The organism is Thermodesulfobacteriota bacterium, from assembly GCA_036482575.1.
Taxonomy (GTDB): Bacteria; Desulfobacterota; GWC2-55-46; order GWC2-55-46; family JAUVFY01; genus JAZGJJ01.
On sequence record JAZGJJ010000227.1, the window covers coordinates 1 to 12,760 of the forward strand.

Here is a 12,760-nt window from a genome sequence, read left to right on the forward strand (position 1 = left end):
GACCCGTTTTCGCGTAGTTTCGACGGTTCTATGAATCAGCTTCAGTACCATCACGCTCTCACACTTATATGGGAAGCTATAAGAGAGCTTAACGGCTACGTGGAAAAGACCGCACCGTGGAAGCTGGCAAAGGAGGGTGACGAGGAAACGCTCTCGAACGTCCTCTACACGCTGGCCGAAGGTCTCAGGATAGTCGCGGTATACTTATATCCCTTCATGCCCGAGGCCGCGCTGAAGATATGGGGCCAACTCGGCATAGACGCGGAGATAGAGAACTGTTCGTTCGATAAGGAAGTCGAAGTAGGCGGCAGGGAGATAGCCGGGCTCAAGGTCGATAAAGGGGCCCCGCTCTTTCCCCGGGTCGAATAAGGGGGTTTAACGGAATGAAGAATTTTTTGGCTGTACCGGTGGTTCTCTTTATGGCGCTCTCGGGCTGCGGCGGCTCCGACGCTAACGCCCCGAAGGCCGAAGCCCCGAAGGTTGAGACCGAAGGTCGGCATGTCCGCGAGGTAACGCTCATGGTGGATATGGAAGAGGAGAAGCGCCTCCAGCGGGCCTTCGATAACGGCGGGCAGCGCTGGAGGGGGGACGCCGCGGACGTGGCGCACGCCATGCTCCTGGAGCAGGGGCTCAACGTCAGCCGGGACGAGTGCGAGGTGGTCGAGGAGACGGAGGACTACTGCGTTGTAAGGACCGTGGCCGACGAGGGCGAGATAGACGTCCGCGTGGAGAGGCGCGTCAGGCCGGACGGTATATGGACCGCCACGAAGATAAAAGTTATTGAAACGGGAAATGAAAAAACTCCCTGACGCGCCATGAAGGAGGAGGGGGCCGGCCCGCCGCGCCCGGCGGGTAAGGAAAGCTTCGTAGACACCCACGCCCACCTCGACGACCCCCGCTTCGATGAGGACCGGGAAGAGGTCATCTCCAGGGCCTTTGAAGCCGGGGTCGAGTCCATGGTAACGGTCGGCTGCTGGCAGGGGGGGGAGGCGGCGGGAGAGCTCGAAAAAGTAGTTGCCATAGCCGAGGCCAACCCCTCCGTATACGCCGCGCTCGGCATCCATCCCCACGACGCCAAACTCGTAACCGACGAGACACCGTTCGACCTTATACGCAAACTCTCAAAAAACGAAAAAGTGGTCGCCGTGGGCGAGACCGGCCTGGACTTCCACTACACGAACTCGCCGCCCGAGACACAGAGGGACGTCTTCATAAGACATATCCGGCTCGCCAGGGAACTGGCCCTCCCGCTCATAGTGCACTCGCGGGAGGCCGAAGACGAGACCCTCGATATCCTTAGGAAAGAGGGGGCCGAGGAGGCCGGGGGCGTGATACACTGCTTCTCCGGCTCGCAAGAGATGGCCCGAAGGGCGATGGAGATGGGTTTCTATCTCGCCTTCGGCGGGGCCGTTACGTTCCCGAAGGCCGAGGCGCTCAGGGAGGTCGTAAAGGCCGTGCCCACCGAAAGGATGCTGCTCGAGACCGACTGCCCGTACCTTGCGCCCGTCCCCAGGAGGGGGAAGAGGAACGAGCCGGCCTTCGTTGTGGAGACGGCGAAGAGGCTGGCGGAGCTGAAGGGCCTGAGCCTCGCCGACGTGGCGCGCATCACCACGCTCAACGCGAGCGAGCTCTTCGGCCTGCCGGGCAAAGGGGCTCGGGGAGGCGAAGAAGAAGCCCGCATAGCATACCCCATAAGGAACTCGCTCTATCTGAACATAACCAACCGCTGCACCAACCACTGCACCTTCTGCGCCAAGTTCAAAGACTATACGGTGAAGGGCCACTACCTGAAGCTCAGAAGGGAGCCCACGTTCATGGACGTCTTGAAGGCCGTGGGTCCGGAGCCGGAGAGCTATGACGAGCTGGTCTTCTGCGGCTTCGGCGAGCCGCTTATAAGGCTCGACCTCCTGAGGAAGGTGGGGCTGCACTTCAAGAAGGCGGGCTGCAGGATAAGAGTGGACACCGACGGGCTCAGTAACCTCGTACACGGAGGCAACGTGCTGCCCAAACTGATGTTCGTCGACTGCATATCCGTCAGCATGAACGCCCCGGACTCGGAGACCTACCAGAAACTCTGCAAGACCCCGTTCGGCGATAAGGCATACCCGGCGATACTCTACTTCCTCCTGGAGGCGAAGAAGTACATCTCCAAGGTCGTGGCGACGGTCGTGGCCGTGCCGGGGCTGGACGTGGAGGCCTGCCGCAGGGTGGCCGAGGACGAGCTCGGGGTGGCCTTCAGGGTCAGGGACTATAACGAGGTCGGCTGATATGAGCCGCGGCCGCAACGCGATCCCGCTCTTGATATCCGTGGTCCTGCTCCTCAGCTCCGGCTCTCCGTGCTCCGGCGTCTACAAGATTTTAAGGGGAGGCGAGGGATGAGTTTTACCATGGCCCTTATACTCGCGCTCGGCATACCGACGGTGACGGGCTTCCTCCTTCTTAAGGTCGGCTTTGTCACCTACGTCCGCCTGCTCCGCCCCGCCGTCCCCCTCCCCCTTGAAAAACACCCTCTTTGACACCACCCGTTCTTAGTGCTATCTTTAAGCCATGCCGTTTAAATCCGGTTTCATAGCCATAATAGGCAGGCCCAACGCGGGGAAGTCCACCTTCCTGAACGCGGTCCTCGGCGAGAAGGTGTCCATAGTGTCGGAAAAGCCCCAGACCACACGTAACAGGATCCGGGGGGTGAAGAACCTCGAGGGCGCGCAAGTCGTTTTTATAGACACGCCGGGGCTGCACAGGGCCAGGGGGGAGCTTAATCGTTTTATGGTAAGGGAGGCGATGGGGGCGCTCACCGGCACCGACGCCATACTCTACCTCGTGGAGGCGACAAGGGGGGTCGACGAGACCGAGCGCTACATAATCGAGAGCCTCGGCAGTGTCAGGGCCCCGGTCATACTCGGCATAAACAAGGTGGACCTCGTGGCGAAGGGGAAGCTGCTGCCGCTGATCGAGCGGTACTCCGGACTCTTTAAGTTCAAAGAGATAGTGCCGCTCGCGGCCCTTACCGGCGACGGCGTGGACGAGCTCCTCGGCGAGCTCTTGAAGGTGGTTCCCGAGGGCCCGAGGTACTTCCCCGAGGACGCGATAACCGACCAGCCCGAGAGGGCCATAGCCGCGGAGATTATAAGGGAGAAGGTCTTTATCCTCGGGAGGCAGGAGATACCCTATTCCGTGGCGGTCATGGTGGAAGAGTTCGAGGAGAAGAAGGGCGGGAAGGTCGTCGCCATAAGGGCCGAGATTAACGTGGAGAGGGACTCTCAGAAGGGGATTATAATAGGCAAGGGGGGCGGGATGCTCAAGCGCATAGGCACGGCCGCGAGGAAGGACATAGAGAGGCTCCTCGGGGTGCGGGTCTTCCTCGAGCTCTTCGTCCGCGTCCGGAAGGACTGGACCCGGGACGCCCGGGCCATGAAGGAGTTCGGGTACGAGTGAAAGGCCGTTATGCGTGTGCGTGATGCGTTATACGTATTTAAGGATTTTCCGCATCACGTATAACGTACACGCATCACGGCTCTTTCACGCATAACGGCCTTTAACCCATGAAACCCATAGTCGCCATAGTGGGCCGCCCGAACGTAGGGAAGTCGGTCCTTTTTAATAAGCTCATAGGCCGCCGCAAGGCCATAACGAAGGACGAGCCCGGCGTTACGAGGGACCTGAACTACGCCGACTGCGAGGAGCGAGGCAGGCTCTTTACGCTCGTCGACACGGGCGGCTTCGAGCCCGAGGCGACCGAAGGGATACAGCGGCAGGTAAGGGAGCAGGCCCGTCTTGCAGTGGAGGAGGCCGACGCTATCGTCTTCGTTATGGACGGGAGGTCCGGCCCCATGCCAGGAGACCGTGAGATAGTGGATATGCTGAGGAGGTCCGGCAAGCCCGTCGTCTACGGGGTGAACAAGCTGGACACGGCGGCCGCTGGCGATATCGTGTCGGACTTTTATACGCTCGGGATGGACGAGGCGCTGCCGCTTTCGGCCGAGCACGGCCTGGGGATCTCCGAGCTTCTTGACGAGGTGCTCGCCCGCCTTCCGGAGGCGGAGCCCGTTGAAGTTGGGGAAGAGGGAATAAAGGTCGCCATAGTGGGCAGGCCCAACGCCGGCAAGTCCTCGCTCCTTAACCGCCTCATAGGCCGCGAGCGGTCGATAGTCTCCGATACTCCCGGCACCACCAGGGATTCGATCGACACCGTCTTCGAGCACGGGGGGAGGACCCACCTCTTTATAGATACCGCGGGCATAAGGAAGAAGAACCGCATAAGCAGGAAGCTGGAGGCCTACTGCGCCATGGAGGCCATAAGGAGCATCGACAGGTGCGACGTGGTTCTCCTGGTGATAGACGGCCGGGAGGGGGTGAAGTCCCAGGACGAGAGCATAGCCGGGCTTATAGAGAAGAGCGGCAAGGCCTGCGTTATCGTCATAAACAAGTGGGACGTGGTGGAGAAGGACACCGGTACGACCGGGAAGTTCATCGAGGAAATACGCCGCACCATTCCGTTCCTCTCGTTTGCGCCGGTGCTTTTCGTCTCCGCGCTGAGCGGGCAGAGGACCGGTAAGGTGTTCGAGACGGTCGAGCGCGTGAATGAACGGGGCGGGCGCGAGTTCCCCACCTCCATGGTCAACAAGCTCCTGAAGGAGATAACGGCCCGGCACAGCCACCCGCTTCACGGGAACAGGTCGGTAAAGTTCTACTACACGACCCAGACCGGCATCCGCCCCCAAGCCTTTACCGTATTCGCGAACCACCCGAGGGCGGTACTCGAGAGCTACAGGAGGTACCTTGTAAACAGCTTGAGGGAGTCGCTTGAACTCGGCGAGGTCCCCCTGCGTGTCTTTTTCAGGAAGAGGCACTAAGCACCCCTATGGAACCCCTTCTACGTATAGTCCGCGGCGCGGTAGCGAGGTTCGGTGAGGCGGACTGCTTTACCCGGGCCGCGGCCATATCGTTCTTCGCCTTCTTCTCGCTCATCCCGCTCCTCTTTATCGTCACGGCACTCCTGGGCTCCGTCCTCGGGAAAGAGTCCGAGCTTCTCGAAAGCGTCGTGGCGGCGGCGAGGGAGAGGCTCCCGTATCTGGGCGAGGGGGTCGTAAGCAACGTCAGGGGGCTCGTGGAGAACTGGAAGGCCTTCGGCTGGCTCGGGTTGTTTATCCTTGCATGGAGCGCCCAACTGGTGCTGAACGCCCTCGAGGACTCGCTCTACTCGGTCTACGGCGGGAAGGACATGGGCTGGCAGCGCGGCTTTATCGTAAGGAAGCTCATGGGCATGGCGGTCCTGGTCGTGGTGCTCCTGACGGTACTGGTCTCCATAGGCATAACCGCGCTCGGAGAGGTCGTCGGCACCCTGGATGTCGGGATATACGGCATGGGGGTCGTGCGTTACATACTCGGCAGCCTGGCCTTTACCTATATGGTATCGTTCGTGGTAATGGTCCTGGCCACCTCGGCGGTATACAAGTTTATCGCGGTCCGGAGGATGGACTACAGGTTCGCTCTTTACGGGAGCTGCGTCTTTACGGTGCTCTGGGAGGCGGCCAAGCACCTCTTCGGGTGGTACATTTCCAACTTCCCCATCTACAACAAGTTCTTCGGCTCGCTCGGGGCGTTGATGGTGCTTCTCATATGGATATTCTACTCGGCGAACATATTCCTTTTCGGGGCGAGCTTTGCCATCTCGGCCCATCGGGAGTCTACCGGGGAGTCCACCGGGGAGTCCGGCGGAGGCCGCCCGGGCCGGGTCGGTAAGGGCCCCTAAGGCCCCATTTTTCAAAGATTTTTATTGTAAAACCCTTTAACCTATGGCAAAATGGAATATTAATATGGTCTCTTAACCGAGAGGACGTACATGAACCAGCAATTATATAAAAATATAGCCATGTGGCTCATCATAGTGGCCGCGGCCGTCTTGATGTTCAACCTCCTGAGCTACAAGCCCATCGAGCCGGACAAGGTTATCTTCAGCGACTTCGTCCAGTCCATGGACAGCGGCGAGGTCGAGTCGGTCACCATCCAGGGCAACAACATAAGCGGCAGGTTCAAGGACGGCAAGGAGTTCAGCACCTTCGCCCCGGACGACCCCGAGCTCGTCGGGAAGCTCAGGGCGAAGGGCGTGAAGATATCCGCCGAGCCGGTGGTGGACACCCCCTCGTGGGGCACCATACTGGTCTCATGGCTCCCGTTCCTCCTTATAATAGGGCTGTGGGTATTCTTCATGCGCCAGATGCAGTCCGGAGGGGGCAAGGCCATGAGCTTCGGCAAGTCCAGGGCAAAGCTCCTGACCGAGGACCAGCACAGGATCACCTTCAAGAACGTGGCCGGCATAGACGAGGCCAAGGACGAGGTCGAGGAGATAATCGACTTCCTGAAGGACCCGAAGAAGTTCACGAAGCTCGGCGGCCGCATACCCAAGGGGGTGCTCCTTATCGGCTCGCCGGGCACGGGTAAGACGCTTCTCGCCAAGGCCATAGCCGGCGAGGCCGAGGTGCCTTTCTTTACCATCTCCGGGAGCGACTTCGTCGAGATGTTCGTCGGCGTGGGAGCTTCACGGGTCAGGGACCTCTTCATACAGGGCAAGAAGAACGCCCCGTGCATAATATTCATAGACGAGATAGACGCGGTCGGCAGGCACAGGGGCGCGGGGCTCGGCGGCGGACACGACGAGAGGGAGCAGACTCTTAACCAGCTCCTTGTCGAGATGGACGGCTTCGAGAGCAACGAGGGGGTTATAATCGTCGCGGCCACCAACCGTCCCGACGTGCTCGACCCCGCACTCCTTAGGCCCGGAAGGTTCGACCGTACCGTGCTCGTTCCCAAACCGGACCTGAACGGGAGGCTGGAGATCCTGAAGGTGCACGCCGAGAAGGTCCCGCTTGCCGACGACGTGGAACTCGATGTGGTCTCCAGGGGCACTCCGGGCTTTTCCGGCGCGGACCTCGCCAACCTCGTGAACGAGGCGGCGCTCCTTGCCGCGAGAAGGGGCAAGGACAAGGTAGAGAAGGCCGAGTTCGACGAGGCCAAGGACAAGCTCCTCATGGGCAGCGAGCGGAAGAGCATGATAATAAGCGAGGAGGAGAAGCGGAACACCGCCTACCACGAGGCGGGGCACACGCTCGTCGCAAGGCTCATCCCCGGCACCGACCCGATACACAAGGTTTCCATAATCCCCAGGGGCATGGCGCTCGGGCTCACCCAGCAACTGCCCGTAGACGAGCGCTACACCCACAACAGGGAGTACCTCATGAGCAACATCGCGGTCTTTATGGGCGGCAGGGTCGCCGAGGAGGTGGTCATGAAGCACATGACCACCGGCGCGGGCAACGACATAGAGAGGGCCACCGAGCTCGCGCGCAAGATGGTCTGCGAGTGGGGCATGAGCGATAAGATCGGCCCTCTTGCCTTCGGCAAGAAGGAGGAGCACATATTCCTCGGTAAAGAGATGGCCCAGCGCCGCGACTTCAGCGAGGGGACGGCCGTTGAGATAGACTCCGAGATAAAGAGGATCGTAAGGGACAACTACAAGAGGGCGAAAAAGCTCATCGAGGGCAAGATCGACGTGCTGCACGCGCTCGCCGCCGCGCTCCTCGAAAAAGAGGTCCTCGACGGCGAGGAGATAGACGGGATAATCTTCGGAGACGATAAACCCCCGGGCCGCAGCGAGCCGGAGCCGGAGAAGGAGAGTCCGGCGGAGGGGGGTCGGGAGACCCCCGAGTCCGAGGCCGTGGAGCCGGCCGCTGCCAGGGCGGAGGCCGGGGGGGGCAAGTAACCCGCCTTGTGACTGTTGTTCGCGTAGTTTTCGCGCGTCGGCCGGTAGAAGGCCGGTCCGGTCGGAGACACTTTTGAGACCGCCTATACGATGCCTTGAGATAAGGTCCGCGGAAGAGGCCCGCTCGGAGATGGAGCTTGTCGGGGCCGACCCCGTGGGCATAAAACTCATGGCCCCCAAGCAACTCCATCAAAACATCAAGGTCGAGGCCCTCACCCCCGCACAGGCCAATATACTCAAGCAGGATATACTCGCGGTAGGCGGCGATGCCGCCGTGTCGAAGGGTACGGTCTCGTGCCGGGTGGGTACCACCGACGCCATCCTTTCCGGTACCAGGAAGCAGATCAAGCTGCTTATAAAGAAGTTAAGGCTTCAGCCTTACGACCTCCCGGCGCTCGCGAAGCAGCTCGGCGACGTCCTGGCCAATACGGAGCGCGGAAAGCTCACCTTGAAGGGACGGAGCGGAAGCTGGACCCTCGGAGAGCGTACGCTCGTTATGGGCATCCTGAACGTAACGCCCGATTCCTTCTCCGATGGCGGGCTCTACCTTGAAGAGGAGAAGGCTGTTCGGAGAGCCCGCGAGATGGCCGGCGAGGGGGCGGACTTTATCGACGTCGGCGGTGAGTCCACGAGGCCCGGCGCCGCGCCGGTGGACGAGGCCGAGGAGGTTAAGAGGGTCATACCGGTCGTCAGGGCGCTGGCGAAGGAAGGGATGGCGGTTTCGGTGGATACCACCAGGGCGGCCGTGGCAAGGGAGGCGCTCGAAGAGGGGGCCGAGATGATAAACGACGTGAGCGCCCTCGAGGGAGACCCGGAGATGGCCGGGGTCGTTGCCGAGAGCGGCGCGGCGGTCGTCCTTATGCACATGAGGGGTACGCCGCGGAACATGCAGGAGAACGTCGGGTACCGGGACATGATGGGCGAGATATTCAACTACCTGAGGGAAAGGCTCGATTACGCCGAGAGCTCGGGCATAGGGGCCGAGAGCACGGTCATAGACCCGGGCATAGGTTTCGGCAAATCCGCCGCCGGCAACATGGAGATAATCAAGAGGCTCGGGGAGCTGAAGGCGCTCGGAAGGCCGATACTCCTCGGGAGTTCGAGGAAGTCCTTCATAGGTAAGACGCTCGGTACGGCGAACGGCCGGAACCTTGCCGGTACGCTCGCGACAGTGACGGCGGCCGTACTGAACGGGGCGCATATCGTCCGCGTCCATGACGTAGGGGAGGCCCGCGAGGCCGCGGCGATGGCCACGGCCTTGAGGTCGGCGCCCCGGAAGCCGGACGCTTAGGGGGAAAGGGGGGGAAGGGTGAGGATGTTCGAGGGAGTGCCTGTTTTTACGAACATCGTGGACGTCGTGGATATCCTGATCGTCGCCGCGGTGCTCTACTGGCTGATGCTTCTGCTGAAGGGCACCAGGGCGGAGAGGATGCTCTGGGGCCTTGCCGTGGTGGTCGTGGTGTACTTCGCGAGCCAGGGGCTTGGCCTTTTCACGCTCCAATGGATACTCAGCAACTTCCTCGGCTCGATAGTTATTATAGTAATTATCCTCTTCCAGCAGGAGATAAGGAGGGCGCTCGCGCAGATGGGGAGGGCCTTTTCGAGCCACGAGACCATGAGCTCGACCGAGTCCCTCGATGAGGTGTCCAGGGCCGTCTCCGCCATGAGCGCCGACAGGGTCGGCGGCATTATAGTGATAGAACGCGGGATGGACATGAAGGACCTCATCGATACCGGCATCGAGCTGGACGCGAAGGTCTCCAGGGAGTTGCTCCTCGCTATCTTCAACCCCCACTCCCCCATGCACGACGGGGCGGTGCTGGTGCACGGCAACAGGGTGCTGAAGGCCGGGTGCATACTGCCGCTGACGGAAAAGGAGCTCACGAAGAGCATAGGTACCAGGCACAGGGCGGCGCTCGGGCTCTCCGAGCAGACCGACGCGGCTGTGGTGGTGGTCTCGGAAAAGACAGGCGAGGTGTCGCTCGTTATCGAGGAAAAACTCGAACTGGGGCTCGACCCCGCCCTGCTGCCCGCGAGGCTCAAGGCGGCGCTTGCCCCGGAGGATAAACCGGCCAGTAGTTTCTTCCCGTGGAAGGCCGGTAGATGAGTGGCGAGTTTTTTTAACGTTTGGACCGGGCCGCACCGCACTGCACCGGGCATAATTAAGGAAAGACGGAGGTATGAAGAAGATATTTTTCGAGAACCTGGGGCTTAAGCTCCTGGCACTTGCCTTTGCCCTCGCCCTGTGGTTTCTTGTTGTAGGCGAAAAGGTCTCCGAGGTGGGTCTGCTGGTGCCGCTGGGGTTCAAGGGCATCTCCGAGGAGATGATCATGGTGAGCTCCCCGCCCGGGGACATAGACGTAAGGGTGGTGGGCCCCAAGAGCTTTATAAACAAGCTGTCGCCGGCCCAGATAAGCGTGGACGTGGACCTGAGCGACGCGAAGGACGGCCTTAATACCATAAGGCTCACCCCGGAGGAAGTAAAGGTCCCCAGGGGAATAGAGGTGGTGAGGATACGCCCGGCCTCGGTGGAGATACGCATGGAGCGCCTTGTAACCTCCGTTGTGCCTGTCGAGGTGAAGCTCGTAGGGGTCCCGGCCGAGGGATATGAGGTGGCCGCCTTCTCGGTCGAGCCCGGCAGCGTGGCAATCGTCGGCAGGGGCAAGAAAGTACGCAAGATAAAGAGCATAAAGACCGAACCGGTGGACGTGGGTGGGCTTACCGGGACCGAGACCGTCGAGGTCGATCTGGATACGGTTGAGCTCGGGATCGCCGGCGTTGAGCCGGACGTGGTGGATGTGACCGTGGAGATAAAAGAGACGGAGAAGCCCGAGGAGGAGAAGAAGCCGGTGGAAGAGGAAAAGAAGAAATGAGCGCGGGGAAGGAAAGAAAACTTTTCGGTACGGACGGCGTAAGGGGGGTGGCCAACGTGGAGCCCATGACCGCCGAGACCGCGCTGCAGCTCGGCAGGGCCATAGCGGACCTTTTCAAGCGCGAGCCCAGGCGCCACAGGATAGTAATAGGCAAGGACACCCGGCTCTCCGGCTACATGATAGAGAGTGCGATGATGGCCGGCATATGTTCGATGGGCGTTGACGCGCTCATGGTAGGCCCGCTCCCCACCCCGGGCATAGCCTTCATAACCGCGAGCATGAGGGCCGACGCCGGGGTGGTGATATCCGCCTCCCATAACCCCTACCAGGATAACGGGATAAAGTTTTTTTCGAGGAAAGGGTTGAAACTCCCCGACGAGATGGAGAGGAAGATAGAGAGCTTTATATTCGAGAAGCAAAATTCGAGCCACAGGCCCACCGCGAGCGAGGTCGGAAAGGCCTACAGGGTGGACGACGCCACGGGCAGGTACGTGGTCTTCGCCAAGAACACTTTCCCTGCCGAGCTCACGCTCGACGGGTTGAAGATAGTCGTCGACTGCGCCAACGGCGCGGCCTATAAGGTCACCCCGGAGGTCTTCTACGAGCTCGGCGCCGAAGTCGTTACCGTCAGCGGAGAGCCGGACGGCGAGAACATAAACGAGGGCTGCGGGGCGCTCCATCCCGAGGTGGTAAGCGCGGAGGTGAAGCGGCACGGCGCGGACATAGGCGTGGCGCTCGATGGCGACGGCGACAGGTGCATACTGGTCGACGAAAAGGGAGGGGTGGTCGACGGGGACCGCATAATGGCCCTCTCCGCTCTCGCCATGCTCAGGGACGGGACGCTCAAGAAAAATACCGTCGTCGCGACCGTTATGAGCAACTCCGGCTTCGACGAGGCCATAACGAAGGCCGGGGGAAAGGTCGTAAGGACGGACGTGGGCGACAGGTACGTCGTCGAGGAGATGTTGAAGAACGGCTACAACCTCGGGGGCGAGCAGTCGGGGCATATAATATTTTTCGACCACACCACGACCGGGGACGGGACCATTACAGCGCTCCAGGTGGTGGCCAGGATGGTCAGGGAGGAAAAACCACTTTCGGAGCTGGCCGCCTGCATGGAGACGTACCCGCAGGTGCTGAGGAACGTCAGGGTAAAGGAGAAAAGGGAGCTCGGAGGGATACCCGCGATCGTCGGCGCCCTTCATGACGTGCGCGGCAGGCTCAAGGGCAGGGGCAGGGCCTTTATACGATACTCGGGCACCGAGCCGCTGGCCAGGGTAACGGTCGAGGGGCCGGACCGGGACGAGATAGACATCCTCGCCGGTGAGCTGGAGGATACCGTAAGGAAAGAGCTGGCATAGTCGTCGGTTCTTAAGGAGGAGAGTTCGGCAGATGGCAAGGCTTTCGGTTAACGTGGACCATGTAGCGACCGTAAGGCAGGCGAGGCGCGCTGCGGAGCCCGACCCGGTGACGGCCGCGCTGAAGGTCGAGCTCGCCGGGGCCGACGGCATAACCGTGCATTTGAGGGAGGACAGGCGGCACATTCAGGACAGGGACCTGATCCTCTTGAAGAAGACCATGAAGACGCGGCTCAATCTCGAGATGGCCGCCACAAAGGAGATGCTCTCCATAGCGCTCGAGGTGAAGCCCTACATGGTCACGCTCGTCCCGGAGAAGAGGGAGGAGTTGACGACCGAGGGCGGCCTCGACGTAAAGACGCGCACCGAGGAGCTTAAGAAGTTCGTCACCACGCTCAGGCAGGCGGGCATACCCGTGAACCTCTTCATAGACCCGGCCCCGGACGTGGTGAAGTTCGCGCACAAGATAGGGCCCGACGGCGTGGAGATACACACGGGCCGCTACGCGGACAGCAAAGATGAGAGGGAGAGGGCGGCGGAGTTGAAGAGGATAACCGACGCGGTCCTCCTCTCCAGGAGGCTCAACCTCAGGGTGCACGCGGGCCACGGCCTCGACTACCATAACGTAAAGGACGTGGCCGCCATAAAGGAGATAGAGGAGTTCGCCATAGGGTTCAGCATCGTGGCGAGGAGCGTCTATACGGGGATAGAGGCGGCGGTGCGCGAGATGCTGGAGCTTCTGAGGGGGGGGGGGCGGGGGGGCCGGGGGG

At 61.1% G+C, this 12,760-nt stretch carries 13 protein-coding genes; all 13 read left to right on the forward strand.

Annotated elements, in window-relative coordinates; genetic code table 11:
- The coding region (locus tag V3W31_10180) for a class I tRNA ligase family protein (GenBank protein MEE9615296.1) at positions 1-369 on the forward strand (369 nt) is incomplete at its 5' end.
- A 14-nt stretch (positions 370-383) separates the two neighbouring features.
- A complete protein-coding gene (locus V3W31_10185) occupies positions 384-809 on the forward strand; it encodes a hypothetical protein (protein MEE9615297.1) in 426 nt (141 codons plus the stop codon).
- 6 nt (positions 810-815) lie between these two features.
- Positions 816-2,267: a TatD family hydrolase gene (locus V3W31_10190; GenBank protein ID MEE9615298.1), complete on the forward strand. Its 1,452-nt coding sequence runs from the start codon at positions 816-818 to the stop codon at positions 2,265-2,267.
- 108 nt (positions 2,268-2,375) lie between these two features.
- A complete protein-coding gene (locus tag V3W31_10195; protein ID MEE9615299.1) occupies positions 2,376-2,516 on the forward strand; it encodes a hypothetical protein in 141 nt (46 codons plus the stop codon).
- A 31-nt stretch (positions 2,517-2,547) separates the two neighbouring features.
- Positions 2,548-3,435: a GTPase Era gene (era, locus tag V3W31_10200; protein MEE9615300.1), complete on the forward strand. Its 888-nt coding sequence runs from the start codon at positions 2,548-2,550 to the stop codon at positions 3,433-3,435.
- Between the two features lie 107 nt (positions 3,436-3,542).
- On the forward strand, positions 3,543-4,853 hold the full coding sequence (gene der / locus V3W31_10205; protein ID MEE9615301.1) for a ribosome biogenesis GTPase Der: 1,311 nt from the start codon (positions 3,543-3,545) through the stop codon (positions 4,851-4,853).
- Between the two features lie 8 nt (positions 4,854-4,861).
- Positions 4,862-5,752, forward strand: a complete 891-nt coding sequence (locus V3W31_10210) for a YihY/virulence factor BrkB family protein (protein ID MEE9615302.1) — start codon at positions 4,862-4,864, stop codon at positions 5,750-5,752.
- Positions 5,753-5,842: 90 nt separating this feature from the next.
- Complete coding sequence (ftsH, locus tag V3W31_10215; GenBank protein ID MEE9615303.1) at positions 5,843-7,759, forward strand: ATP-dependent zinc metalloprotease FtsH; 1,917 nt, start codon at positions 5,843-5,845, stop codon at positions 7,757-7,759.
- Between the two features lie 73 nt (positions 7,760-7,832).
- Complete coding sequence (gene folP / locus V3W31_10220; GenBank protein MEE9615304.1) at positions 7,833-9,050, forward strand: dihydropteroate synthase; 1,218 nt, start codon at positions 7,833-7,835, stop codon at positions 9,048-9,050.
- Positions 9,051-9,074: 24 nt separating this feature from the next.
- The gene (gene cdaA, locus V3W31_10225) at positions 9,075-9,866 is read left to right on the forward strand and encodes a diadenylate cyclase CdaA (protein MEE9615305.1); all 792 of its coding nucleotides are present in this window, start codon (positions 9,075-9,077) and stop codon (positions 9,864-9,866) included.
- A gap of 73 nt (positions 9,867-9,939) precedes the next feature.
- Positions 9,940-10,632 (forward strand): CdaR family protein, encoded by a 693-nt coding sequence (locus V3W31_10230; GenBank protein MEE9615306.1) that lies wholly within the window; start codon positions 9,940-9,942, stop codon positions 10,630-10,632.
- Positions 10,629-11,993, forward strand: coding sequence for a phosphoglucosamine mutase (gene glmM / locus V3W31_10235; protein ID MEE9615307.1), 1,365 nt, complete (start codon positions 10,629-10,631; stop codon positions 11,991-11,993). The genes V3W31_10230 and glmM overlap by 4 nt, the downstream gene beginning before the upstream one ends.
- A 31-nt stretch (positions 11,994-12,024) precedes the next feature.
- On the forward strand, positions 12,025-12,760 hold a 736-nt coding region (locus V3W31_10240; protein ID MEE9615308.1), incomplete at its 3' end, for a pyridoxine 5'-phosphate synthase.

What these genes read in the sequence shown, in the direction of transcription:
- ftsH (MEE9615303.1), top strand. Translation starts at nt 5,843, where the DNA reads ATGAACCAGCAATTATATAAAAATATAGCCATGTGGCTCATCATAGTG.
- V3W31_10210 (MEE9615302.1), top strand. Translation starts at nt 4,862, where the DNA reads ATGGAACCCCTTCTACGTATAGTCCGCGGCGCGGTAGCGAGGTTCGGT.
- V3W31_10195 (MEE9615299.1), top strand. Translation starts at nt 2,376, where the DNA reads ATGAGTTTTACCATGGCCCTTATACTCGCGCTCGGCATACCGACGGTG.
- der (MEE9615301.1), top strand. Translation starts at nt 3,543, where the DNA reads ATGAAACCCATAGTCGCCATAGTGGGCCGCCCGAACGTAGGGAAGTCG.
- glmM (MEE9615307.1), top strand. Translation starts at nt 10,629, where the DNA reads ATGAGCGCGGGGAAGGAAAGAAAACTTTTCGGTACGGACGGCGTAAGG.
- V3W31_10230 (MEE9615306.1), top strand. Translation starts at nt 9,940, where the DNA reads ATGAAGAAGATATTTTTCGAGAACCTGGGGCTTAAGCTCCTGGCACTT.
- era (MEE9615300.1), top strand. Translation starts at nt 2,548, where the DNA reads ATGCCGTTTAAATCCGGTTTCATAGCCATAATAGGCAGGCCCAACGCG.
- V3W31_10185 (MEE9615297.1), top strand. Translation starts at nt 384, where the DNA reads ATGAAGAATTTTTTGGCTGTACCGGTGGTTCTCTTTATGGCGCTCTCG.
- V3W31_10190 (MEE9615298.1), top strand. Translation starts at nt 816, where the DNA reads ATGAAGGAGGAGGGGGCCGGCCCGCCGCGCCCGGCGGGTAAGGAAAGC.
- cdaA (MEE9615305.1), top strand. Translation starts at nt 9,075, where the DNA reads ATGTTCGAGGGAGTGCCTGTTTTTACGAACATCGTGGACGTCGTGGAT.